This is a genomic window from Chlorobiota bacterium (assembly GCA_016710285.1).
In the GTDB taxonomy this organism is placed as follows: domain Bacteria; phylum Bacteroidota; class Ignavibacteria; order OLB7; family OLB7; genus OLB7.
The window spans coordinates 924572-950198 of the sequence record JADJXR010000001.1 but is presented as its reverse complement, the minus strand read 5'-3'; the positions used below and the strand labels follow the sequence as shown (position 1 = coordinate 950198).

At 56.7% G+C, this 25627-nt stretch carries 18 protein-coding genes; 7 read left to right on the top strand and 11 right to left on the bottom strand.

The window, feature by feature from the left end:
* Position 1 precedes the first annotated feature (1 nt).
* Together IPM61_03360 and IPM61_03355 are read right to left on the bottom strand one after the other, a co-directional pair.
* On the bottom strand, positions 2 to 2119 hold the full coding sequence (locus tag IPM61_03360; protein MBK8910343.1) for a SpoIIE family protein phosphatase: 2118 nt from the start codon (positions 2117 to 2119) through the stop codon (positions 2 to 4).
* Positions 2120 to 2186: 67 nt separating this feature from the next.
* Positions 2187 to 2693 carry a DUF4920 domain-containing protein gene (locus IPM61_03355; GenBank protein MBK8910342.1) on the bottom strand — a complete coding sequence of 169 codons (507 nt, stop codon included), beginning with the start codon at positions 2691 to 2693 and terminating at the stop codon, positions 2187 to 2189.
* A 258-nt stretch (positions 2694 to 2951) separates the two neighbouring features.
* Between IPM61_03355 and IPM61_03350 the strand changes: the two genes are divergently transcribed.
* The 3 genes from IPM61_03350 (at position 2952) to IPM61_03340 (ending at position 4191) form a co-directional block, all read left to right on the top strand.
* Positions 2952 to 3350, top strand: a complete 399-nt coding sequence (locus tag IPM61_03350; GenBank protein MBK8910341.1) for a hypothetical protein — start codon at positions 2952 to 2954, stop codon at positions 3348 to 3350.
* Between the two features lie 177 nt (positions 3351 to 3527).
* Positions 3528 to 3722, top strand: coding sequence for a 30S ribosomal protein S21 (gene rpsU / locus IPM61_03345; protein ID MBK8910340.1), 195 nt, complete (start codon positions 3528 to 3530; stop codon positions 3720 to 3722).
* 166 nt (positions 3723 to 3888) lie between these two features.
* Positions 3889 to 4191 (top strand): hypothetical protein, encoded by a 303-nt coding sequence (locus IPM61_03340; protein ID MBK8910339.1) that lies wholly within the window; start codon positions 3889 to 3891, stop codon positions 4189 to 4191.
* Positions 4192 to 4318: 127 nt separating this feature from the next.
* On the opposite strand, the gene IPM61_03335 is transcribed toward IPM61_03340, so the two are convergent.
* The gene (locus IPM61_03335; protein ID MBK8910338.1) at positions 4319 to 6859 is read right to left on the bottom strand and encodes a polysaccharide biosynthesis tyrosine autokinase; all 2541 of its coding nucleotides are present in this window, start codon (positions 6857 to 6859) and stop codon (positions 4319 to 4321) included.
* 327 nt (positions 6860 to 7186) lie between these two features.
* Here IPM61_03335 and IPM61_03330 point away from each other — a divergent pair, with 327 nt between their 5' ends.
* Positions 7187 to 8860: a DUF1800 domain-containing protein gene (locus IPM61_03330; GenBank protein MBK8910337.1), complete on the top strand. Its 1674-nt coding sequence runs from the start codon at positions 7187 to 7189 to the stop codon at positions 8858 to 8860.
* Between the two features lie 42 nt (positions 8861 to 8902).
* A complete protein-coding gene (locus tag IPM61_03325; protein ID MBK8910336.1) occupies positions 8903 to 10486 on the top strand; it encodes a DUF1501 domain-containing protein in 1584 nt (527 codons plus the stop codon).
* A 120-nt stretch (positions 10487 to 10606) separates the two neighbouring features.
* Here the strand turns inward: IPM61_03325 and IPM61_03320 are convergent, their stop codons facing one another.
* The 6 genes from IPM61_03320 to IPM61_03295 form a co-directional block, all read right to left on the bottom strand.
* Positions 10607 to 12898 (bottom strand): cbb3-type cytochrome c oxidase subunit I, encoded by a 2292-nt coding sequence (locus IPM61_03320; protein ID MBK8910335.1) that lies wholly within the window; start codon positions 12896 to 12898, stop codon positions 10607 to 10609.
* Between the two features lie 202 nt (positions 12899 to 13100).
* Positions 13101 to 14159: a class I fructose-bisphosphate aldolase gene (locus tag IPM61_03315; protein ID MBK8910334.1), complete on the bottom strand. Its 1059-nt coding sequence runs from the start codon at positions 14157 to 14159 to the stop codon at positions 13101 to 13103.
* 294 nt (positions 14160 to 14453) lie between these two features.
* On the bottom strand, positions 14454 to 15722 hold the full coding sequence (locus tag IPM61_03310) for a hypothetical protein (protein ID MBK8910333.1): 1269 nt from the start codon (positions 15720 to 15722) through the stop codon (positions 14454 to 14456).
* Between the two features lie 154 nt (positions 15723 to 15876).
* Positions 15877 to 16503, bottom strand: a complete 627-nt coding sequence (locus tag IPM61_03305; protein ID MBK8910332.1) for an RNA polymerase sigma factor — start codon at positions 16501 to 16503, stop codon at positions 15877 to 15879.
* 137 nt (positions 16504 to 16640) lie between these two features.
* Complete coding sequence (locus IPM61_03300) at positions 16641 to 17525, bottom strand: DMT family transporter (GenBank protein ID MBK8910331.1); 885 nt, start codon at positions 17523 to 17525, stop codon at positions 16641 to 16643.
* A gap of 297 nt (positions 17526 to 17822) precedes the next feature.
* Positions 17823 to 18578, bottom strand: a complete 756-nt coding sequence (locus IPM61_03295) for a cytoplasmic protein (protein MBK8910330.1) — start codon at positions 18576 to 18578, stop codon at positions 17823 to 17825.
* 233 nt (positions 18579 to 18811) lie between these two features.
* Here IPM61_03295 and IPM61_03290 point away from each other — a divergent pair, with 233 nt between their 5' ends.
* Positions 18812 to 19354 carry an isoprenylcysteine carboxyl methyltransferase gene (locus tag IPM61_03290; GenBank protein ID MBK8910329.1) on the top strand — a complete coding sequence of 181 codons (543 nt, stop codon included), beginning with the start codon at positions 18812 to 18814 and terminating at the stop codon, positions 19352 to 19354.
* A gap of 112 nt (positions 19355 to 19466) precedes the next feature.
* Here IPM61_03290 and IPM61_03285 read toward each other — a convergent pair whose 3' ends face one another.
* Together IPM61_03285 and IPM61_03280 are read right to left on the bottom strand one after the other, a co-directional pair.
* A complete protein-coding gene (locus IPM61_03285; GenBank protein MBK8910328.1) occupies positions 19467 to 20114 on the bottom strand; it encodes a hypothetical protein in 648 nt (215 codons plus the stop codon).
* Positions 20111 to 21442, bottom strand: coding sequence for a hypothetical protein (locus tag IPM61_03280; protein MBK8910327.1), 1332 nt, complete (start codon positions 21440 to 21442; stop codon positions 20111 to 20113). Before IPM61_03280 ends, IPM61_03285 begins: the two co-directional genes overlap by 4 nt.
* Positions 21443 to 21783: 341 nt before the next feature.
* Here IPM61_03280 and IPM61_03275 point away from each other — a divergent pair, with 341 nt between their 5' ends.
* Positions 21784 to 25605 (top strand): T9SS type A sorting domain-containing protein, encoded by a 3822-nt coding sequence (locus IPM61_03275; protein MBK8910326.1) that lies wholly within the window; start codon positions 21784 to 21786, stop codon positions 25603 to 25605.
* Positions 25606 to 25627 lie beyond the last annotated feature (22 nt).

The window sequence follows — 25627 nt, the reverse complement described above, 5'->3', positions numbered from 1 at the left end:
GCTACCGCCACCGCACCACCACCAACGTGGTGTCGTCCACAAGGCTTTCGCCGTCGGTAAACTTATTGATTCCTTCGAAGATTGCATCACGCATTTCTTGGGCCGATGGCTGCGCGGCGGCGGCGCGTTCCACAATCGCCCGCAATCGTTCATACTCCAACTCATCCCCTTGTGGATTGCGTGCTTCGGGAAGCCCGTCGCTGAAAAAGATAGCATAATCCCCCACCATAAACTTCACCACTTCCTCCTGCAATGTTCGCTGGAACAATGCGGGCTTGGCTATGCCCAACCCTATCCCTGGCGATTTTGCGAACCACGCCTTTCCCTGTTGCAGCACTAGCGTGGGGCAATGGCCGGCGCGGGCTATCCGCAACGTCCGTTCTTCGTCAATGATCTGGGCGCAGGTCATCGTGACGAACCAGCGGTGGTCAATGGTCCCGTGCAGCGCGTGGTTCACTTTTATCAGAAATTCTTTTGGGGTTGCGCACTCGCCGGAGAAGGCTTGGACGATCCCCTTCACCATGCCCATGTAGAGCGCGGCGCTTGCCCCTTTCCCGGAAACATCGCCAACCACAATCCCGATCGTGTGGTCGCTGAAGGCGATGGTGTCGTAATAATCGCCACCAACGATGCTGGCCGGCTCCGATTCGGCATGGATCTCGTGGAACAGGCTGTTCGGCATGGTTTTGGGGAGCAATTGCTGCTGAAGCGTGCGGGCAATCAGCATCTCCTGCTCGAACCGCTCCCGCTCGAACGACTGTTGGATAAGCCGCGACTGCTCAATGGAAAGGGCAATCTGGTGGGCCACAACCTCAAGGATTGTCAGATGCTCGCGGTCGAACCCGAACACTTGCTCCTTTGCCACAAACAACGTTCCGATCAGTTTGTTTCCGGAGCGGAGCGGGGCGGCAGCAACGGAGCGGAGGGCGCGGGTTGTTCCGTTTTTCAAGGCCCACCGCCCTTCCCCCGTTTGGCCAATCATCTCCACCCGTTCATTGTTCCGCACCGCTTCGCTGATGCTGTGTTGGCGCGTGGCACGTGCGTCCATCAGGGCCTGGGCCACGGCTGCCGGAAGTTTCGGCGAAGTGCCGTACAGCAGCTCGCGCGTGGCGCCTTCCCCTAATTCGATCCACGCAGCTTGGCTGCGGGTAACGCTGCAGGTGATGGCGATTGCTGTGTCGGTAAGTTCGTTGCTATCGAACGATTGGGTAAGCAGCCGCGCAAAGTTTGCCAGCGAGCTAACCTCGATGTTCCGCCGGTCAATCGCTTCGGCGGTGGGGAGCGCAAGCATGGCGTTGAAGAACACGGTGATCTGCGTCACCAGCATCGAGATGATGATGCCGAAGGTGAGTGAGAGCAATCCCGGGAAGAAGCCATAGAGCGACGCTGCCAGCTCGGTTGTTTCCGGCATTAGCGGCAGGCAGGCCAGGCCGCCAACCATTGCCCACAGGAGCAATTTTAGCTTTTGGCGTTTCCGCAAGTTCACAATCCAACCACCCCGCACCGAAAGCAAAAAGCCCATCACGCCCAACAACCCGCTCAGCATATATGCCACTTCGCGGACATTTTGCAGGCTGCCAAAAAAGGCAACGAACAAGGGGATAATCACCAGCACCGCAAGGCCGTAGGAATATCCAAGCGCAATTCTGGAAGGAGCCAATTTGGAGCGGTAGCGATACAGCCGCAGCAATCCTTCGGCCACCAGCGGCACGGCAACGTAGGCCACCAATGCCACCAATCGCCCAACAATAAAGGCCCAGATATTGGAAAGAAGGCGGAAGTCCTCCCACGTAAAAATCAGCAGATACGCAACCAGCCCGAATACGCCAGCAATGGCGGTAATCAGCGTGATGTTGGTGTAGGTTTCGTAGGCCTCGGCATCGGTAGCGATATCCTCCGGCTGGAACAATCGGGCAGCAAAGGGAACAAAGCCAACCAGCGGAAACAGTGTGCGGAAGAACCCATGCCCGGCATCTAACGGGTCGGTGAAATTCAGCGTGAGAAGGTCATACAGCAGCACACAGACCCAGGCAACCGCAATCGCCACGATCGAGACCGCACGGCTCCATCGCGGCAGGGTGATGGCGGTTGCTACGGCTGGTTTGCTTGGTTGACTCATGGGGCGGGCTTCTTCGGCAGCGTGTGGTAAAGGTTGCACGATGCGACGCTGGCGTTGGGGGGGCGGATTACTCCACAATCACCACGCCATCGGCCACCATGGTGATAACGGTTTGTGGGCCGGTAATCTCCTCCGGCTTCGGTCCTTTGTTCGATTCTTCGGCATAGTGCTTGGCAAGGTCTTCTTCAATCACCTCGCGCTTCACCACGCCTTGTAGGTACACGGTGCGGTTGTGCACATTCTTCGGCACAAAGAAGCCGTAATCTTTGAACGTCACGCGCATTGTTCCGGCTTGGTCGGTCACCACCAGCCAGCATCCTTTTTTCATGCAGACATCGGTGATGGTCCCGTGCACAAGAACGGTTTGGCCAAACTTTGCGGTGTCCTGCATGGCCGCGCTAACGGTGATTGCCGTGGCGGGGTCCAGCGTCAGCGGCGCGCCGAATGAGCGTTTGGCGGCGGTGTCGCTAAGGGCCGCCGTATTGTGGGAGAGGGAAACGGCATCCCCCTGCGCCAATGATGGGTGTTGCGTGGCTGCCAGCAGCAGCAATGCCAGAATAGCGTACGTTGTCATCCGGTTAAAAAAGGAATTTGTTGATTGTGTGCCCCCAACCGAAAACCGAAAATGCGGCGCGGAATCGCCAATTCTCAAATCCGTTTCCGGCGGATTGCTTCGGCGCAAGGGGAAGGCTTGCAGACTCTCACATTGTCCGTGAGCGGCAAAATGGTAATTTTTCGGTTGCTGTCTTCCAGACCTGCCGTTACCCACGGGTTTTTGCCGGATGGAAATGCAGCATTCGGGTTCCTACCGCTCATGAAATGAAAGTGATTTATGGCACGTCGAGCAAAGCAAACAAAGTATATCACACTGGCCAACATGTGTGAATTGTGCGCCAACCCAACAAAGTTCGAACTGTTGGGCGAGGCCGCAGGGCAAGAAGATGGAAAGCGTTGGGCCAAGTGCTCCAAATGCCACCACACGATGATGATTGATATGCTGGTGGTGGAAGGGGAGAAGCGAAGCACAAAGAAAGAAGTTACCGTTGCCGTGGAGGATTGCGTCCCGTACTCCCCGCGCCAAATCTACACCGTTGGCGATGCCATTTACCACAAGGCATGGGATGATGTCGGCACGGTTGTCTCCAAAGAACTGACCTCGAAAGGGGGGCAAGCCATTGTGGTTTCCTTCAACAAGGTTGGCGAAAAACGCTTGATTGAAAACCTGGCCTGATTCGGCATTGCCGGCTTAGCCTTACGCATATCCGAACCTTGCGGTCGGTCGGCGGCTCTATCCTAAAAAAGTCTTATGATAGCAGCTGATAGGGTTCAACAACAACGTTGCCCAACGATACCGCAAGCGTTTATTTCCATGAACATTTTATCTTGATCGAAAGGGAGGTGAAAAAGCTTGATCGGAGTGACCATCCAAGAAGGTGAGTCCATTGACCGCGCATTGCGCCGCTTCAAGAAAAAATATGAGCGCGCAGGGGTGATTAAGGAGTACAAGCGCCGCACGGCCTTTACGAAGCCCTCAATCAACAACCGCATGGCGCGCTTGAAGGCAATCCGCCGCCAGTTGCGCATCTCGCGCGAGATGGAGTAACAGCAACGCGAACGCAACCGACGGCGAAACGGGAACCATATCGCTACCAAGCGTGGTTCATTGTTTCGCCGTAAGCGTTCAAGCAGGCGAAGCCCCCCGCTGCGGTTTCCAACAACCGTCTTTCCGCGCACAAATAGGAATGAGCGAACAAAGGAGTCAAAGCGGTATGAACGATTATGAGCAAGGTTCCGAAGGCCAACCCCCATCGCAATCGGTGGAGCGGTTGATTACCAAAGGGAAAAGCGTGCTTGACCTCTGTGTCGAACGGAACAAGCTGCTATGCGTTAAGGGATTTATTGATTGCCAGATTGAACGCGGCGGCGATTACGTCCGCGTGGTGCAGCAGATGGTTGGCTACATTGATGCCGAACTTCAGAACACCACCGACCGCCACCGCCGCACGCTGCTGCTGGACCTTCAGGGGTATGCCGCGCAGCAGCTTCAATCCTCGCCAGAAATCCCAGCCTAACAGGCAACGCGTCGTCATCATAAAACCAAGCGTTCATCACACAATCGCCGCATAAAGCAAGAAGGCTTTATGCGGCGATTGATTGTTTATACACCTGCCAGCACACTATGCGCCTGCTGGTTCGGCGTTATCCATGTAGCCTGGGTTGCTTCTCGGTAGCTTCCCCGTTGGCAATCGCTTTTGCGCGGCGATCTTTCCGGCGGCTGCTCTCTTCCTCCTCCATCCCGCCGTAGTAGTTGTAGTAGCGGTAGTAACGGTAGTATTTGTACGAGGCCGAGCCGTAGGTCTGCGACACGTCGAAGTCATTCAGCACCACACCAAGCAGGGGTGTGTTTACCCGCTCCAGCCCCTCGCGTGATTTCTCCAAGAACTCCATCTTCGTTTTGTGAGCCCGCACCACCAGAATCGTCGTGTCGGTCATCGTCGAAAGGATCATGGCATCGGTTACGGCTCCTATCGGCGGGGAGTCAATCAGGATCATGTCGTAATCCTTCTCCAAGTCGTTCAGCAGTTCGCGCATCCGGCGCGAGCCGATCAGCTCCGACGGGTTTGGCGGGATTGAGCCTGAGCTTAGAATGTCAAGGTTGGGGATACCGCTGGGGCGGATTGCCTCATCCAACCGCGCCATTCCGATTAAGCAGTTCACCAAACCCGGCTCGCGCGGGAATCCGAAGACGGAATTTTGGGTGGGGCGGCGAAGGTCGCAGTCAATCAGCAACGTCCGTGCGCCGCTTTGGGCAAGGGTGATTGCCAGATTGGTGCTGGTGGTGGATTTCCCTTCCTGCGGGACCGAGCTTGCCACCAGAATCTTCCGCACCGGTTCCTCAATCGCCGCAAACTGCACCGCGGTCCGTAGCGAGCGGTACGATTCCGAGATAGGAGCTTTCGGTTGGATATGGGTGATAAGATGGGAGGAAGCCCTGCCATTTAAGCGCACCGATAGTGGGTCGTTGCTGATGATCTCATAATTCAACATCCCTTCCGGGATAAGCGGGATTGCCGTCAGCACCGTGAACCCATGCTTCTCAAGGTCATCGGGGGAGTGGACGGTGGTGTCGCTGTAGGCCAGCAGCAGGGCAATCCCCACGCCGATTGCCAAGCCCAAAAAGCATCCGGTAAGAATGTTCGCCGTGCGGTTGGGGCTAACCGGTTTCAGCACCGGCTGGGCATCCTCGAAAATGCGTGCGGTGGAGGTGACGGATTGCTCCTCCAGCACTTTCTTGTTGTACTCGTCCAACATATCCTCGTACATCTTTGCCGAGGCGGATTGCTCGCGCACCAGCCGGCCAACATCCATCTGCTGTTGCGGCACTGCCGACATCTGCGCGTTCACCTGGGCCCGCGCCGCGTTGATTGCTGCGCCTTGTGCACGCAAAGCCTGCAAGGCAATCTCATCTTCAAAAATTTGCTGGCGAAGGTTCCCCAACGGAGCGGTGGGAAGCTCCCCTTGTTTTGTGGTGGAGAGCAAGGTTCCCACGTTGGAGTTTTTCAGGCGTGCGATCACCGGCGCAAGCTGCGATTCCAGCATCTCCATCTGCTCGGTCAGCGTTTTTACTTTTTGGTCATATGCCAATTTGCTGGCTCCGTCAAATGGGACCGAGAGCATCAGGCCGCGCTGGGTTTTCAGGCTGGCAATCTGTGTTTGAAGCTGCGAGGCGTAGGCCCAATCGCCCGAAGCAAACTCGGTAGCAAACCCGCTATCCACCGCTTGGTATTGCTGCCGTGCTTCTTGCAGTTTCCGCGACAACGTAGAAATCTGGATTTGCGTCTGCGAGGCATCGTTCTCCAGTTTCGATTTAGCCTGCACCAAGTCGTGCGCCTGGATATCAAGGCCCAGAATGTTTTTGGATTCTAGGTAATCCTTCAACCGGAGTTCAATCACCGCCAGCGAGTCCCGCACTTTTTCCATCTTGTCGGCCACGAACTGCCGAATCTGCGTGGCTTTGCGGCTGTTCTGTTCCTTGTTATCCTTGATATAGACCTCGGCAAAAGTGTTGGCCACCAATGCTGCTTCCAGCGGGTCGCCGGCGCGGGTTATCACTTGGATAATGTCGGCATCTTTGGATGGCTTTACTTCAATCATTTTATGCAGGCTTTCCACCACCTCATCAATCAGCCGTGCGTGGCGGTCCTGGCTGCTTTGGTTGTGGCTGGCTGTGCCCAACTTTGCTTCAACCGCAACCAGCATTGGCAGCACGGTTTTCCGCCTGATCGTGTCGGTGTAACGCAGCGTCAGTAATCGTTGTGCGGCTTTTTCATAGATGGGTCGTGAGGTCAGAATTTGCAGCTCTTTCTTCAGCTCGCGGTCGGTGTTGGACCAGTAGTTGCGGTTGTTCAGAAGGTCAATGCTTTGGTCTTTTTCATTGACCAGAATCTGCAACGATGACTCGTAAATAAACGGCAACGAATAGGTGTACCACGCCGCCAGCGACCCCATCACAAGAAGGCAGGCAAGGATGATCCACTTCCCACGCCAAAGCAAGCCAACGTAATCCAACCACTGCAAGCGGTTCTTCTTCTCATCCACATCGCGAAGCGTCCGCTGAAGCCGCACCATGTCGGTGTTGTACGGCTGCGGGCGTGCGGGGGAAAATTGCTGCGAACGTGATGGAAGCTGGGAACCATTCGCTCCGTCCCTTCCATACGGATAGTTGTTGTTCGATGCCATGCGAAAAAATGCTCCTAAGGCTATGTAGCCCGGCAGCAATATAGGGGAAAAGGGGAAGCGGGGATTGCTACGGGGGCGCAGGGTACGGGCTTGTTCAACCACAGTGCGTAACCGCCAGCCGCCGCTGCACGGCATCACTGCTGCTGGTCCGATCCCATTTTCCCCAAGACTGTAACCCAGCGTTGCAAGGGGTGTTCTGGCCGTTGCCCGCGATGCTGCAACGCTTCTTCCTTCCCCTTTCCCTATCCCCCCCCGTCGGCAACGTCTGCTCTGCGTGGCATAACTCTCGCGCTCTCTGTTCAACACATTTCAGCACAGGAACACTGTATGAACCGCCGCAAATTCCTTGCAGGGCTTCCGCCCGGGGTGGCAAGCGTTTTGCCGAAGCACGCGCCTTCCGGCAAAGCCACCGCACAGTTCCACCGCGTTAGCACCGGGCTTGAGCCGTACACCGGGGCTTGGGGGCGTGCACAATCCGCCCATTTGCTGCGCCGGACCATGTTCGGGGCACGCAAACAGGACATTGACACTGTTGCCGCCATGACGATCGGCACGGCGGTGGACCTGCTGTTGCAACCCGGCCCGCAGCCCCCGCCACCCCCCGATTACAACGATGCCAATGGCTCCACCGCGTGGTCCACAGCGGCCTACAACTCCTCACGCGATAACGCTTTCCTGGCCTTTACCATCTCTTGGTGGTGCGACCTGATGCTAAGCCAAGCAATCTCGCTGCGGGAAAAAATGACCCTGTTTTGGCACAACCATTTCGTCTCAAGCTGGACCTCGGTGAAGGACTCCCGCTACATGTACCGCCAGAACGCACTCTTCCGCCAGCACGCGCTTGGGAACTGCAAGGAACTCACCAAACAGGTAACGCTGGACCCCGCGATGCTTCGCTATCTGAACGGGAACACCAACAAAAAAGGAACCCCGAACGAGAATTACGCTCGCGAACTGCAAGAGCTGTTCACCATTGGGAAAGGGGCCGAGATTGCCCCGGGGAACTACACCAACTACACCGAGGAGGACATCAAAGCCGCCGCGCGGGTGCTGACCGGCTACAGCGACGACACCGGCGCGATCAAACACAAGTTCACCGCCGCGAACCACGACAGCGGCAACAAAACCTTCTCGGCCAATTACGGCGGGAAGGTGATCGCCGGACGAAGCAACGAGAGCGGCGCAATGGCCGAGCTGGATGAGTTGTTGGGGATGATCTTCGACCAGGAAGCAACCGCGCTCTACCTCTGCCGGAAACTCTACCGCTGGTTTGTCTATTACCAGATTGATGCGGCGACCGAGCAGAACATGATTGTGCCCATGGCCCAGCTGCTCCGAAGCAACAACTACGACGTTGCCCCGGTGTTGCGGGCGTTGTTCAGCAGTGCACACTTCTACGATTCGGCAAATGTGGGCTGCATGATTAAGAACCCGGTGGACCTTGTGATCGGGACGCTGCGCCTGTTCACCTTCCCCGATTTGAACCCCGATAAACTCAACTTCAAATATTTCGGGCTTCGGACCCTGCGCCGCACCATGGCCACGATGCAGGCGGATATCATGGGGCATCCGAACGTTGCCGGATGGCCGGCATATTGGCAGGAACCGGTCTATCACCGCGCCTGGATCAATGCCGACACGTTGCAGAAACGGGTGAAGTTCACCAACGACCTTGCCACCGACGGCTACAAGCTGGACGAAGGCTACGCCACATTGCTGATTGACCCGATTGAGATTACCAGCTTCGTCAGCGACCCATCGGACGTGAGCAAGCTGATTGATGAATCCGCCACGCTCCTGTTCCCCAACGCCATTACCCCGCGCCAGCACGACCAGATAAAAGCCGTGCTGCTCCCGGGATTGCCCGATTACGAATGGACAGTGGAGTGGGAGGATTACCAGAAAGATCCAACCAACGACTCAAAGAAGAACGCCGTTGCCGGAAAGCTATCAGCCATGATAAAACATCTGCTGGCGATGGCGGAATACCAGCTCTCGTAACAGTGGCATGCTCACATCAATCGTAGAAAAGGACTTACAGCAATGAAACGTAGAGACTTCCTGAAGCGAACGGCCCCGGCTGCTCTTCTGCCGTTCACGATTGGCGGGTTTGGCGTGAAAGCCTACGCCCGCACGCCACTGCTGGACGCGCTGGCGGCCTCGGCCATTGATACCGATCGCGTGCTGGTGCTGGTGCAGCTGAACGGCGGAAACGACGGGTTGAACACCGTCATTCCGTTGGACCAATACGGCAGCTACAACGCCGCACGCACCAACATCGCCATTGCCGAAAACCAAATCTTAAAGCTCACCGATGCCACCGGAATTCACCCGCAGATGACCGGCATCAAGGCGATGTACGATCAGCAAAAAGTGCGCGTGGTGCAAAGCGTTGGTTATCCAAATCCAGACTTTTCCCACTTCCGCAGCACCGACATCTGGCTGACCGCCAGCGATTACGACCAGTACACCAACACCGGATGGCTGGGGCGATACTTGCAGGAGGAGTTCCCCGGCTTCCCGTCCGGCTACCCGAACGCGCAGATGCCGGACCCGCTGGCAATCCAGATTGGCTCAACAATCAGCACCGCGCTGGAGACCGACGTTGCCAATATGGGGATGGCGTTCAGCGACCCAACGTCGTTCTACAACATCGTCAACGGAACCGGCAACGACCCCGCGCCCGACAGCAACGCCGGGCATGAGCTTGACTACATCCGCCAGGTTGGCCAGCAAATCCAGCTGTTCGCAACCCCGGTGCGGAACGCCGCCAACAAAGCAACGAACAAATCAAAACTCTATCCGGCGGCACGCCAAAACGTCCTGGCCGACCAGCTTGGGATCGTGGCAAAACTGATTGCCGGTGGGCTGAAGACCCGCATCTACATTGTGAACATCGGCGGGTTCGACACGCACGCCAACCAGAACAACGGCGGCAACGGAACCCCGGTCCCGCACGGGACGTTGCTCGGCCAAGTTTCGGTGGCGATTCAAGCATTCCAAGACGACCTGCGGTTGCTCGGTTTGGAGGACCGGGTGGTGGGGATGACCTTCAGCGAGTTTGGGCGAAGGATAAAATCGAACAGCAGTGCCGGGACCGATCACGGCGCGGCGGCCCCGCTGATTGTGTTCGGCACCAATGTGATACCAGGGATTTTGGGGGCCAACCCAATCATCCCCAACAACCCAACGCCGAACGATAACCTGCCGATGCAGTACGACTTCCGTGCGGTCTATGCCTCCCTGCTGAAAGATTGGTTTGGCGCGCCCGACAGCGAATTGCAGAAAGTGCTGTTCCGCAACTTCCCGATCCTTCCCATCATCAAGGGAACCAGCAGCGGTGCGGAGTTGCAGCAGGGGGGATCAGCCGCGATTGCGGTAGGGGCAGCATACCCCAACCCAACGCGGTCCACGGCACGGATTCCGTTCACCAGCGGCGGTGGCCATATCGAGCTTTCCATCTTCGACAGCGAAGGCCGCCGCGTTGCCACGCTGGTGGATCGCACGCTCCTCGCCGGACCCCACGAAGCCACCCTGGACGCAAGCGACCTTCCAGCAGGAACCTACTACTGCCGATTGCAAAGCGGAGGGAGCAGCAAGATGGGGCAGATAGTGGTGGTGAAGTAGCAGCAGGGGGGGAGAGTTTACTCTACCAACAGATTGGAGGGCGCAGTACGCCGCCTAAAGTAGAGGCCAGCCAACCCAGCAAAGATTTTTGCTGGGTTGGCTGGCTTACGTAAAACCGTGCTACTCCTGCTCGGAGGATAAGGAGACCGTGGGGGTGCCGGCGGCCCTTAGGTTGCGTGGGCCGTGCATGATAAGCCAGATAATCGGGATCACCCCGCCCAGGGTGAAAAGCGCACCACCAACAATCCGTAGCCAGGTGAACGTTTGGAAGGTGGTTCCGTCAACAAACTCCGCGCTGCGGGCGTACCAGAAGCCATGTTCGACAATCGTCAGGAACTGATACAGCCCCACCGGAAACAGATCAAGAATCACCATCAACAGCAGCCCGATATTGATGGACCAGAAGGCAATGCGGGTCAGTCGGGGGCGCCAGACATGATCTTTCATCACAAGACGGCTGCAGAAGAGCACCGCCGCAAGGGCTAAGTTCCCATACACCCCCATTAATGCTGCATGGCCATGATTCACGGTTAGATAGCTTCCATGCTCGTAGTAGTTGGCAATCGGAAGGTTGATGATAAAGCCCAGAACCCCTGCTCCAAAGAAATTCCAGAAGTTCACACCAATCAAAAACAGGAATACGTCCGGGAAGCCGAAGGCTGCATGTGGCTGTGGTGATTCCGATTCCAGGATGCGGGGCAGCCGCGAAAACCGCCATGCTTCCAACGTAAGCAGCACCAACGGAATTACTTGAAGCGTGGAAAAGACGCTTCCCAATGCCATGGTGCCAACAGGCTTTGCATTCCAGTAAAAATTGTGGGAGATGCCAAGCAAGCCGGACCCAAGGAACAGCAGTGTGGCAATGTAGATAACGCGGATAGCGGCTTGCTTGCTAACCAGCCCCATCAGCACCATAAACGACCCGATCAGCACAGTTGTGAAAACCTCAAAGAACGCCTCGGCCCACATGTGAATAACGCACCACCGCCAAAAGTCGGCAATCACAAAATTGGTCTCGGGGCGTGCGATAAACCCAGACATCAGCAGCACCATAATGCTTCCGGTGGCATAGACCATCCAGTTCGGCAACCCCCACGGTTTCCCTTTCACAAACGCCGGACGCAAGCCGCGGTACATGGTGACGGACCACAACACAAGCACCACGGCCAACAGAATCTGCCATGTTTTTCCAAGCTCAACATATTCCCAACCTTGATGGCCAAACCAGTGCCATGCATCCGATAATAAGCCATGCGGTCCCATGAAAATTCCCACCATCATCCCCCCCACCATCAGCAGGGTGATGCCGAAGATGCTGCGGATCAACGCACGTTGCCCAGGCGGTTGCTTGGGGGCGATAATCGGCAGCACAAAAAGCGAACCGCCAATCCAACAAGCACTTATCCAAAGCAGCGATAACTGTACGTGCCAGCTTCTGGTGATAACAACAGGGAGCAGAGTTGAGATGTCGTACCCAAAGAAGTTGACAAACCCAACAAAGTCATGCACGGTTAGAATGCCAGCAAGCACCTGCAATCCGAACAGGATCACCGCAACATATAAGAACGCAAATGCCGAACGCTGGATCGGATGGGGAACGTAGGAAGCAACATCCCCCGTGGAAAGAAATGGACGAGCATGCGAAGTATAGGCTCCGCTAGAAAGTTTGTCCAATGAGCCATGGGAGTACAGCACCACACCCAACCCGATGATCAATCCGAACGACCCGATAATGCTCCACAACACCACTGGCGCGGTGGGGGTGTTCCCAACCTCAGGGTCGTACGGCCAGTTATGAGTATAGCTGAACGTCTCGCCAGGGCGTTCGGCACCGCAAACCCATGCCCCCCAATAGAAGAACGAGGAGAGCGAACGAATCTCTTCCGGGTTGGTGACCGTGCGGGTGGTGGGAAGTTGGGTGATGTAATGATCGGCCAGCCGCTTGGCCGCGTAGCCCTGGGCTTCGGTGATGACGATCCGCTGGGCTTGGCTGGAATAGGTGTTCCGCTTAATCTCCTGCTGCACCCGTTTTTCAATCCCAAGCCGTAGCAGCTTTTGCTCTTCCGGCGGAACGGTTGCCGATTGCTGCTGGTAAAATTCACGCATGTACGCTGCGATTAGGTGCAGAGCCTCGGCCGTATAATCGGGCCCGCGATTTGCGCCATCGCCAAACATGCTTCCATAATCCATCAGCCCATATTTCTGGAACACCAACTGCCCCGCTGTGATATCTTTTGCTTCAATAACTACCTTCCCATCCTGGGTGGTGAAATCTACGATGGGAGGAGCCTCCGTGTAGGTGTGCACCCCAATCATCGTTACCCCAGCAATGCTGACGGTGAAGATCAACAGCAACGGCAACCACCAATTCCGTGGCTCCAGAAGGTAGGCGGTTAAGCGGAACGGCTTCATAGAAATCCTTCATGCGTTAAGGATACGGCTGCACTCAGGATACAAGGTATATGCTGAAGGTGTGGGGCAGCTATGATATGCGTCATAGTTCAGATGCTTTATCAGGGAGGTGGGGCTGCCCAATACAATCACGGCGTGATCCGGAGCAGGAAGCCGCTCCGAATCACGCCGTGCTAATTTCTGTGGCTGTCTGCCCCGCTGCCTACGCCACCGTCACCTGCGGTTCCAGATAGACATCTTGGATGGCCTGCAGCAGTGCGGCCCCTTCGGCCATTGGCCGCTGGAAGGCTTTGCGCCCGCTGATAAGCCCATGCCCGCCGGCCCGCTTGTTGATGACCGCAGTCTTGACGGCTTCGGCCATGTCGCTTTCGCCGCTGCTGGCCCCGCCGGAGTTAATCAGCCCAACGCGCCCCATGTAGCAGTTGGCCACTTGGTAGCGGCAAAGGTCAATCGGGTGGTCGCTGGTAAGTTGCTCGTACACCTTCTTGTGGGTCTTGCCAAACTTTAGCGCGTTGTAGCCGCCGTTGTTCTCCGGCAATTTCTGCTTGATGATGTCGGCCTGGATTGTCACCCCCAAGTGGTTGGCTTGGCCGGTAAGATCCGCCGAGACGTGATAGTCCTTGTCGTCCTTCACGTTGAAGGCGCTGTTCCGCAAGTAGCACCACAGGATGGTGGCCATTCCAAGCTCGTGGGCAAGGGCGAACGCCTCGGCAATCTCCTGAATCTGCCGCGACGATTCCTGCGAACCGAAGTAGATGGTTGCCCCCACTGCGGCGGCCCCCATGTCGTAGGCTTGCTGGATTGTGCCGAACAAAATTTGGTCGTGCTTGTTCGGGTAGGTGATAAGCTCGTTGTGGTTGATCTTGACGATGAATGGGATTTTGTGGGCGTACTTGCGGGCAACCATTCCCAACACGCCGTAGGTGCTGGCCACCGCGTTGCATCCCCCCTCAATCGCCAACTTCACAATGTTTTCTGGATCGAAGTAGATGGGGTTTGGGGCGAACGATGCCCCCGCCGAATGCTCAATACCCTGGTCCACAGGAAGGATGGAAAGATAGCCGGTGCGGTGAAGCCGCCCTGCGGCGTACATCCAAGCCAGGTTATGCAGCACGCGGTTGTTGCGGTCGGACTGGGTGAACATCTCGTCCACAAAGTTCGGCCCGGTCAGGTGCAGCGATTCTTTCGGGATGGTGGTGCTGGTGTGGTTCAGCAGGTAGTCGGCCTCGGCCCCCAGAAGCTCTTGAATGCGTTCAATCATCGGTTGTTCGTGATGTGTGTGATTGATAGAAGGTTGGACTTGCAGAAGTGGGAGCAAAGATAGGAGTTCGGGGAGAATGAAAGGTAGCGTGGTGAAGCAGATTAAGGTTATCACCCTCTCCTGAGTAGAGGTGGGAACAAAAGGTAGAAGGTGAAACGCCGACAGAGTATCTGAAAACCGAGAGTTCGCTCCGAGCGGAGTAAAGTTTTGCCGGAATTTGCCATCGCTTAAGCAGATGTCAAATTCCGGCAGAGTGTGGTGGAACTGAAATGCGGCGAACTCTATTTTTTTCTGCTACTGCGTCACGTAAACTCTGCGCAATGCTTGTTCGCTGCGGTCGGTGGTGATGCCAAGCAGATAGAGTCCGGGTTGGATACCATGCAGATCGGCACGAAGCTGATGCTGGCCCGCTGGCAACGAAACCCCCTCGGCAACCCGCTTGACCCGTTGGCCATCGTATCGGTACAAATCAAGAGCCACCATTCTTGGAGCTTCCAGCAGGAACGATACCTCGGCAACGTCGCGGGCAGGGTTTGGGGTGACGTTTAGCACCATCACGGCCCCGGCCGATTGCCACCACACTTCCATCACTGGATCGCCAGGCCGGGCTTGCTCCATCAGACGGTGTTGTTGGATAGCATAGGCGTTGGTGTCCTCTTCCGGCTCGTCTGGTGCTCTGCTAATATCATACGCGATGATCGTTTGCTTTTTCGATGAGAGTTCTTTTGCCTGCTGCTCATCAATCTCCGTTAATCGCTTGATCTCCGCCTCAATCGGAATCCGGTAGCGATCGGGTAAGTACGGTGCGATACGCCGCACTGATAACCAGAGCGAAATTGTGCGCTGGCCGTTTTGAATCTTGATATTGACCGGAACGACCCATCGCATAATCATTGGCTCAACAAACCGAGAGTATTCTACGCTATCCCAGAAGTGACGGTCGGCGGCTTCTTCCGCAGCAGTTTTTCGGGGGCGGCGAACATTAACGTGGCGGTCGTATGCTTCGTTCGGAACCCTCCGAAATAAATGGAGCTGATTGTTTTCGGTGTAGAAAATTATTGGGGAGTGAGGAATCCAATCAATTCCTGCCGGGCTGAATTGCCGAGGAATCCGGTCCTCTATTCCACTATCAGCGGTTATGGTATATGTGGCGGTATGGGTTTCTACGACATGGGAATCTTTTCTAAAAAAATTGACATTTGGCCGACCTGCGTACAGCCTCATCCCTCCATCCGGCAACATCTGAATTCCAATTTTTGCAAGCTCTTCGGTGGTTAGCTCCAACGCCATAATGCCCTGCCGCTGCAGAATGTGCGGAGGCTCGGTGATTGTTGGTTTGGGAGATGGCTGGGAGAGTTGCCGAACCAGAGGTTTTGTTGCCGAGCCTGATACAACAACCTTCGGCACTTTCTCAAGTGTTGTTTGCTTCTGGACCGAAGCAACACGCGGGGAAGATGCCGTGCTTCCAAATAAGGATTGCGGCCGGGACGCTGTGGATTCGCCATCCAAACTGGCAATGAAGAGCGAACCAGACACCAGCGACATGAGAAGAACCGTGAACATGATGAACCTCCTGTTAAGAATGAGTAGAGCAATGGCGGATCGCCGCCGCCGTGGCGTATGACTGGCAATGATCATTTGTACCTGATACTCGCTCAACTCTGTGCTGCTCCGCAACTTGTTGAACCAGTAATCCAATGGCCGTTTGGTCGGTTGTTTAGTCATGGCTCTGCGATGGTTGCATGGATGATAGAAGAGGAGTGGCGGCTCCTTTATCACGTTGGGGACTGCTTGGGCGCATTGCCGGATCGGTACATCCCTCGGTGGTGGCACCAAGCAGCTCCGCAAGCCGTTGGCGGCCACGAACAATGCGGGATTTCACACCCGATAGCGATCCCCCTTGTATCTGCTGTATTTCTTGCAGACTTAATCCCCCAAGCTCAAACAATGTGATAGCCTCGCGCTGCCGTGCCGGAAGCTGCGCCAGTGCCTCACGAAGTGCTGCAAGGTCCGGAGCAACATCTGGCGAAGGCGCGTTCCCAGCAATCGCCTCCGAGGTTTCCGGCTGCAACGAGATGAACCATTTCCGTCGCGCTTTCATTCGCCGGCACAGGCGTGTGGCAATGGTGAACAGATAGGATTTAAATCCTGCTTCGGGCCTGCGTTCATCGTATCCTTGCAGGGCAATCAGAATTGTTTCGGCAGTGACATCCATCGCGTCGTCGTAGTCGCGCATCAATGCAACAGCAAACCGGAACAGTTGATTCCGAACAGGCAGCAACAACCGTAGGAAGTTCTGCTCCCGTGCTTTCTGGTCCGATGTTTGGGCAATGTTGTTGCTCATGCTGGGCAAATAACGTACGTCTGCCTGCTTATTGACATAGCTCCGTAAAAAGTCGCATAGGCGAAAAAAAAACTTGCCAGCAAACCGCTGGCAAGCTCCCTTTATTCAAGAAAAACGATCCCGACGACAATCCTTCGTCACCCCCCCGTATTCCGCACAAACCCGGCTCCGCCCAAAATCAGGGCGCAGCCTGCCAGCGCGCTCCATGCAAGCTCTTCTCCCAAAAAAATCACTCCAATCAATGCCCCGAACGGAGGGAGAAGGAACGTCACCAGCGATAGGAACGTCGCGCTGGAAATTTCCAACAAGCGATAATAGACCACGTAGGCGAACCCCGTTGCCACCACCCCCAGCCACATTGCCGCCCCAAACGAAGGAAGCCCAGGAACCCGCAGTTGGTCCCACTCGAACGCCACAACAAACGGCAGCAGCAACAGCGTGGCGGCCATCAGCTGCGCCGTTGGTCCAACAAATTGCGGATACCCACGCAACACCTTCCGGCCATAAACCCCAGCGACCGAGTAGCTAAGGGCCATCACGGCAAAGGCAATCAAGCCAAGCAGCACGTTGTTCCCCTCCTGCTGGTTCCCCATTCCGTTGAGCAACGTTGGCAGGAACAGAACGCCAATTCCCAGAAACCCCATCGTGATGCCGATCAGCGTCCGCCCGGTTAGGCGTTCCCCCTCAATCATGAAATGGGCAATCACTGCCGTGCCAACCGGAGTGAACCCGCTGACGATTGCCGCAAGCACGCTGGAGCTCAGCGTCTCGCCAATCATCAGCAGGGCAAACGGAAGCGCGTTGGCGAACAGCCCCATCACGGCAAATTTCTTCCAGAACTCAACCGTGGCCGGAAGGCTTCCCCCTTTCCAGCGCATCAGCCCGTAGGTCAGCACCGAGGCAATCGCCAGGCGCGCCGCGGCCAGCGTCAGCGGGGGGATGTCGTGAAGCCCGATCTTAATCGCCAAAAACGACGGCGACCACAAGGCCGCAAGCAACAACAGCAGAAACCAATGGGACATTGTTGAAGAGTATGAAAAGAAGGTTCGGCACGATGTGGAATGCCTGATTGGGCCGCCGCCTTGATTGAATCGGGGCGGTGTTGGGCGAAGCAACCGAACGCAATGCCAGCTGCCACCGTGGTCGCCCCCTCCCCGCCTCCCCCAATTCTGGGGGAGGAGCCTGCAGGCGATGACCTGGCAACAGTGAACAAGGAATCTTTCCAGAACCCTCTTCCTCCCAGCATTGGGGGGACGCGCAGCCGCTTGCGGCGAAGCAGGGGGGCGCGGCGGCAGCGCGAAATCGGCTGCTACCTAAGCTCACTCCTTCCCCCCCAACCACCGCACGGCTTGCTGGAACAGCCGTGCGTATCCGGGCCATTGCACGAATTCGCTGGGGCACCAGTGCGGGCCAACATCGCTGGTCCAGGCCAACGAACGCCCCGTGCCGTAGCTTCCAACAACAAGCAGCGGGTCCGCCCCCACCGTGGCAAGCACCTGCGATTCGGGCCGGGGGGCAACGCGGTTATACCCCAGCAAGTAGGGCCACTCCCCTTCGATTCCGGAAAGGATTGGATGGGAAGGGTGATGGAGCGTGATCGGCGAGCCTTCGGGGTCCTCCATCCGGTCGTCGAAGGGTGAGATGGTTACTGGAAGAGCTTCCTCGACGGGGGTTCCGCCGTAGCGTGCGCCGGCTTGCAGGCCCGCAAAGCTGTAGTATCCACCAATCATCGCCAGCCCCCCGCCCGATTCGGCAAACTGCCGCAGCAGCTTCAGCCGGTTGGGGGTCCGCTTCCCATGCAGCCACGTGTCGGGATGGAGCAGAAGGGTGTTGCTTCCGATGTCGCTCAACATGATGACATCGTACTTCTGCAGGCCTTCAAGGGTCATCGGGAAATCGGAAGGGGCGGCATGGCCCGGAAGGTACTCAGCGTTGATGCCCCCGGCTTGCAATGCCGAAAGCAGATCGGCGGCCCCGCTGTGGTAGGTGACGCTGCTGAATTGATCCCACCCCTTGTAGTGGGTTGCGTTGGTGATCCAGCTTTCGCCAACAAGAAGGACGTTGGTTGTTGCCATTGTGCGGTTGTTGTTTTCGGTGTGTCGGTTGTTGGAAACGGCTGGCAAGATAACCGAGAAAGCCCCACAGCGCGGTGCTTCCGCAAAAAAGGATACAGGTTGCGGGAAGGGGAGATTGCCCACCACTCACTCCATCAACAGGAAAGCTGTAGTTTTTCCCCCAATCGCCGGCATGGCGGGAAACAAAGGATTGAAGAGAACAATGCCGAATCGCCATGACGGTTTTTGATGTGATGCAATGGTCGCCGCTTCACCTGCTGGTTCCATTGATCCTGCTGCAACGGCTTGCCGAAGTGCGGATCGCCAAACGGAACGAGGCGGCAGCGCGCCAGCGTGGGGGCATTGAGTTCGGGCGCGACCACTACCCCGCCATCATCACCCTTCACACCCTTTGGTTTGTGGGGATGATTGCCGAGGTTATCTACCTGTCGCGCCCGGTGAACCCGTTCTGGCCCGGGCTGTTGGCGATTGTTGTGCTTTGCCAGGGGGTGCGCTACTGGACCATCCGCTCGCTTGGCCCCAACTGGAACACGCGGGTGATTGTTGTGCCTGGCACCACGGCAACAACGCACGGGCCGTACCGCTATCTGCGCCACCCGAACTACGTAGTTGTTGCCGTGGAGCTGCTGCTGTTCCCGATGATCTTCGGGGCGTATCTGACGGCGATCACCGCCACGATTATCAACACCGTGCTTCTGCGGATCCGCATCCGAACCGAGGAGAAGGCTTGGAGGGAAGTTGGAAAGGGATATGAGGAAGTTGGGAAGGGAGGGTGAAAAGAACATCAATGAAAAAACGCCCAACCATTCTTGAAGATGGTTGGGCGTTTTGTTGTTTGATACCGTGTTGTTCGGTGCCGGTCATCGCTGCAGCAGTTCCCTGAGGGGCCTACAGGCCAATCGTTCCCATGATCGGCTTCAGGTACTCCCAGCCTTCGCTTCGCATATCGGACCAGCTGAAGCCATCTTGGTCGTTGCCGGGCATGATAAAAACGGCATCGCCCATGGCATACTCAAAGTCAATGTAGTTCACTGCCTCGATCAACGTTTGGAATCCGGAGGGGGTGAAGTACTCCTCTTCTGGGATTCCTTCAATCATCTCCATGAACTGGGTCAGGCTGTCGGTGTATTCCAGAATGAAGGCCAGCGTCACCACCACGTAGTCTTTTTCGCTGCTCATCCGGTAGGCTTCGTCAACCTCGTTCCCAAGCTCTTCTTGGACCGTGGCCGACGTTGCTTCAATGCCGGCCACCCAGTCGTCGAACTCGGCGGTGGCATCGTCGCGGTCGGTGATGTAGTCCCAGTAGCCATACTCAAAAAAGTGGATGTTCTCACGAAGCACCGCCGTGATCCGCTTGTAGAACAGGAACTTTTCGCCGGGCGATTCGGTCGGCATCTGCTGGTTGATCACGTTGTACAGCTGTGCCCGCAGCGTGTCCTCGCCATAGACATTGATCACGCATTGCATTCCAAAGAACAAGGGGTCCCCTTCGCGGCGGCGGTTGAAGAGGTTGGAGAAAAATCCGCGACGGTTCATCCGCTGTACCCCCTTCCGCTGCTGCGCCCGTAGGACCCGCTGCTTCCGCTGCGGATTCCGGTTGTGCGTCCGGTTCCGTCAACCCGTGTGGAGACGCGCCCGAACCCGCTGGGGCGTTGCTTCCCAACGCCGCTTCCGCCGCCAACCGTCCGCCCGCTGAACATTGTTGGGCGGCGTGCTGGGGAGTAGGTGCTGCCCCGCATGCTGGTGGCCGGAAGCCTTGATGCCGCCGGAATGCCGGAGCCGATAAACACCGGATAATGGTAGAAGAACCATGGCGAGAAGAAGGGGCTTCCGCCGTAGTGATACACGGTGTGGTGTGTTGTTGTGGTTGTTCCGCTTCCGGCAAGGCTTGCGGCTGAATCCGGTTTCTCGTTGGGATCGGGGGTGAAGTCCGAAAGGGCGATCATCGAGACGTTGATCCCTTTCTCCTTGTAGGCCGCGAAATCTTCGTTCAGGTCGTCCCGCTCGGCAGTGACCCCTTTATCGGAGACGGCGTAGAGAACGTTCGTGGTCTTCATCGCCTGCAGCTTATCGGCAGTGGGGACTTTGGCCAGATAGCGATTGTCGAACTGCGTATCGGGGTCAACATTGCTAACGATGCGGTTGGCATCCAGCACCAACGCCCCTGCGGCTTTGTCCGTGCGTTTGGCCGCTTTTGCGGAGACCTCGGCGGCGTAGTACAGCATTGCCCCCAACGTCTCGTGCGATTTCACCACCCCAAGCGGGTGCGGCCAGTTGTCGAAGGTGATGACGGGGTCGGCAACGTCGGCAAGGGCTGCGGCGTAGGCCACGGCTTCCGGTCCCGGAATATCCACCACGATCATGGTGGTTTCGGGGTTCTTGCTCTTCTGCAGAATCTCCCGCATTCCCAACCCACGCGAGTATGCCTCGCGCATGGCGGGGGTAAACACCGGGCCGATCTGCCCTTTTAACGATGCCTGGTCCAACGCCTGCACCAACGTCGGGACAACGTACGGCTGCCACGCGGAGTTCTTCACCCCCCAGGCTTTCAGCAAAGCGGCACTGGTGTTGTAGTTGGCCCAGTCCATTGATCCCTGGCTATCGGTGCCGGTTTTGCCGGTGAACGTCAGCTGCTTGTCGGTCGAGCCAGCGTTCCAGCCCTCTTTTTTCTGAAGCTCAAGGGCATCTTGCTGGACTTCGGTCGAGCCATCGTCAAAGTCTTCGGAGTCATCGCCGCAGCCAACAACGCCCACAGTAGCGGCGGCCGCCAGCGTGGCAATCCCAATTTTCGCGATCGTCTTATTTGCTTCCCTGCGTGTCAGCATCTGCTGCCACCACGGAGCGTCCTGTTCGTTCGTTTTCATAATGGTTCTTGGTTGCTTCCTTTGTGGGGATTATCAGCCGCCCCTAACGACGACAACGGCGTAAAGATACGGCCTGAAGGGTGGAAAACTGATAGCTGAGCAATGGCCGAATTAAAAAAAATGGATGGGGGGAAACCGCAATTCCTGCGGTTCCGGCATTGCAAAAGCGCAACGGCCTGCGGTGCTTCACTGCGCCAGCATCAACTGCCCGAACGCCGCCAGTGGGTGGCCTGTATCGCTTCGAACACTCCCTCCTCCAATCATCTCTATCTCCCAATTTTTTCCCCGTTGCGATGGCGTAACCGCTGGGCAAAAGGTTCGTGACCAAGCCCAGGGTATCTTTGGCCGAAGCTACGGTTGTTCAACGGTTGAACAGCGCGTGCAAGAACAACATCATTGATGAAAAGGCCATGAACCTTGCTGATTGCTACCGCCGCCCGCTCCCATTCCTTGCTGCCCTGCTTGTGATGCTGTGTGCCGAAAACCTTTCGGCGCAGCAAAGTCCATTTTTCCCGCAGCCCCCTGCGGCCAAGCCGGATGGCAGAGGGGAAAAGGAGGAAGAAGGGGCCTACAATCCAATAAAAAACAGCTACTGGTACAACAGCAACCCGGAAGGCTACTGGGACGCTTACCAGCAGATGCTGGCGATGCCAACCGAAGCGGAGATGGAGCGGCCAAACGAAAAAGGCGCGGTGCTTGCCGGTGGCAGAAGCTGGGTGGCGATTGGCCCAACCGGCTGGGCAACCATTCGGGGGGATGCGGTGCGCCGCACACAAGGGCGCATCCGTTCCATCCGTTGGTGGCAAAACCCGGCAACGTTGCAATGGATCCCGGTGATTGGGTCCTCCAGCGGTGGAATCTATTTCCGCTGGCGGCGCACTTCTTCTTCGCCGTATCGGTGGCGGAACATGGGGAAGAATCTTCCAAACCCGGCAGTTGGTGCGTTCCAAATTCACCCAACGGATTTCCGCCGGGTGATTGTTGGCACTGGCGATTGGGCCCGCTATGCCGGCGCAGGAATCTTCCGCACATCCGACGGCGGCGAGACCTGGGCGCGCGCCACCATCACCGGCAGCTTTGGCGAAACGCTTACCCCACGCGCCGTTACTGGAATGGAGTATGGCTTGGTCAATGGAACCACCAGCGGCCAGCTTGATACCAACATCATCTACGCTTCCACCGATCTTGGCTTCCTGAAATCAACCGATGGCGGGGCCACGTGGCAGCGGAAAACGGTGGTCAGTGGCGTGCCGCAAATCGCCCTTAACTCCATGGCTGCCGACCGCCGCACCCCAGGCGTAATCTATGTGGCCAGCACTCAGATTCCCGGGGCAAGTGGCCTTCCGGGGGTGCTCCCCTATGGTGTCTATAAATCCACCGATGGCGGCGAACGTTGGGATTCTTCCAACACGGGTCTGCTTCCGCAAAACGCGCTTGGCACAAGCCTCTCGCTGGCGATTGCCCCTTCCAACAGCGCGATTCTGTACGCCGCAATCAGCGATACTTCCGCCGGGGCCGGGGGGATTTATCGCTCAACCAACAGCGGCGGGCGCTGGGATCGCGTCTGCCCGATAGATGGTCTTCTTGGATACATGCGGGCGGGGCAGGGGTTCCATGTGAACTGCATTGCGGTCCACCCAACCAACCCGAACACCGTCTATGCTGGCTCGGTGGGGTTGATTAAATCCACCAATGGCGGAAGCCGTTGGGTTGGGATTGATGGTGGCCATGATGATTACCTGTTCGTCTCGTTCGACCCCGCCAACAGCAACCAACTCTACATCGGCAACGATGGCGGCATCTTCAATCGGAATGAATCCACCGGGGCAATCAGCGTGGATGTGCCGTTCCTCGGGAACTCACCGCTGCAATCGTACGGGCTTGATATTGGCTGGAGCGATGGCGGATTTATGATAAGCGGCACCCAGGATAACGGAACGCTGCGAACGCTCAGCATCGCCCGCGAAACCAGCAACGGAGTGGTTGCCAACTGGGAGCATACCTACGGCAGCGATGGGCCCGATGATATTGCTATCCATCCTACCGATCCGAACGTGGTGTATGCCAACTCATGGGTTGGCTCCGGAAATTTCCCTCGCTGGAAAATCACCGAGCGGGGAACGAATTTCACCGAGACCTCCAATGGGATGGCGATGATCTGGATGAACCCCATCACCATGAACAAACTGAACACCAACCAAGCCTTCACCGCCGACACCGCTTGGATGTATTACCACGACGGGACCGCCAACCGCTGGCGGCGCGCCACCACCGCCGCGCGTGATTACACGATTGCCACCGACGGAAGTGCGCGGCGGATTGCAATGAACGTGGGGGCCGGCGCATCGGTCACGGCCTACGTCACCTTCTGGACCACGGCCTCCACCGTGAAGATCTACGAGGGAACGCCCGGCAGCATGACCCGCCGCACCGTGCAAATGCCCGGGCGCGAGCCGGTCCACACCGTTGTTTCCGACCGCTGGGACCCGAACACTGCCTACGCCTTCACCGGGTTTGGACCCGGCCAGCCAGCAAAAATTTACCGCACCACGGACCGCGGCGTTCGCTGGGACAGCATTGATGGAAACCTGCCGGAAACAATCAATTATTGGGATATTGAACGGAACCCTTCCAACCCAGATATGCTGTACGTCTCAAGCGACATCGGCGTGTTCAAAACCCGCAGTGGTGGGGCGTTCTGGTATCCGTTGCAGCAAGGGCTTCCGGTTGTTGGGGTGAACCAGATGGTGTACGCCCCAAGCAACGACGGAAATAACCGATTCGACACGCTGCGGATTTCCACTTTTGGCTACGGATTTTACGAGCGGCTGCTGGATCGGGATGACCCAGTCTGGATTGATTTTACGCCGATTATTTCCCGCATCAATCTTGACGACTCGTTGCTCCGCCGAATTATTTTCACCGGAATTGCTTCCACCGGAAACACAATGGTGGCCACTGCCGACAGCGGAATAATTGCCCGCACCAGCAACAGCGGGCGCTCGTGGGAAATTATTGAAGGAATTTCCAAATACCGCATCAATGCCATTGCCGCCCGCGATTGCACCTTTATCGGCGTTGGCCAATACGGAAATATGGTTCGTTCCACCGACAACGGAATACAGTGGCAACCGGTGCAAACCGCAACGCAAGTGGACCTGCGCACGGTGTTTATGCTGGATTCATTACGCGGCTGGGCAGCAGGGGATATTGGGGTGATATTGCGCACGGAAGATGGTGGCGAAAATTGGTATCCGCTAACACAAGAAAAAGATGGAGAAATGCTCACGAAAATTCATTTCTCCGATGAATTGAATGGCTTTGTTGTTGGCATGGATTACAGCTACAAGCCCCCAATCCCAATAATAAAACGAACAGAAAATGGAGGAAAAACATGGGAGTATATTCAGGATAATGTGCTAAGCCAATTCCCTGAAATAACAAAGGTGGCATTGTTGGATGGAAAAACTGGGTTTGCAATCGGTGCCAACGGGTTGATTGCAAAAACAAGCGATGGAGGAAAATCGTGGGAGCAAAAAAAGAGTGGATATCAGAAAACATTGTTTGATTTCCATTTTGCTCCGAATAACGACACCGGCTGGGTAAGCGGCCCGGAAGGCTTGATGCTGATCACCACCGACGGCGGCGAAACGTGGGAGCAAGAAGAAACCAGCGTCGGAATTGATTTGCCAGCAATGGCTGCCGGCGATGGAACCGTGGTTGCCGTTGGCGACAGCGTGATGATTGTTCGGGCCAAGTATATCCTTCCCCCAGCCGAAGGTGGACGCGACTACCGCGACACCACACGCGGCCCCGATGGCGACGAAGCCAGAAAAGACACAGGAACCACAACAGGGGTGGGGAATTATTCCCGCCTTCAGGGCGCGGGGTTTGCGCTGCTTCCGGCAGTGCCAAACCCGTTCGGCACAGTGACGGAATTTTCGTGCATTATTCCCGTGCCAGCCGAAATTCGCGTGGAGATTTTCGACGCGCTTGGCCGGCGTGTGCGGCTGATTGATGAGGGGATGGTGGAAGCTGGCCTGTATGAATATCTGTGGGATGGAACCGACGACGTTGGTAACGCTTCTCGGGATGGCATCTATTTCTGCCGATTGACCGCACCCGGAGGAGTGATAGCGCAACGAGTGATGGTGGTGAGGTGAAAAAAAACAAAGCAAAAACAGA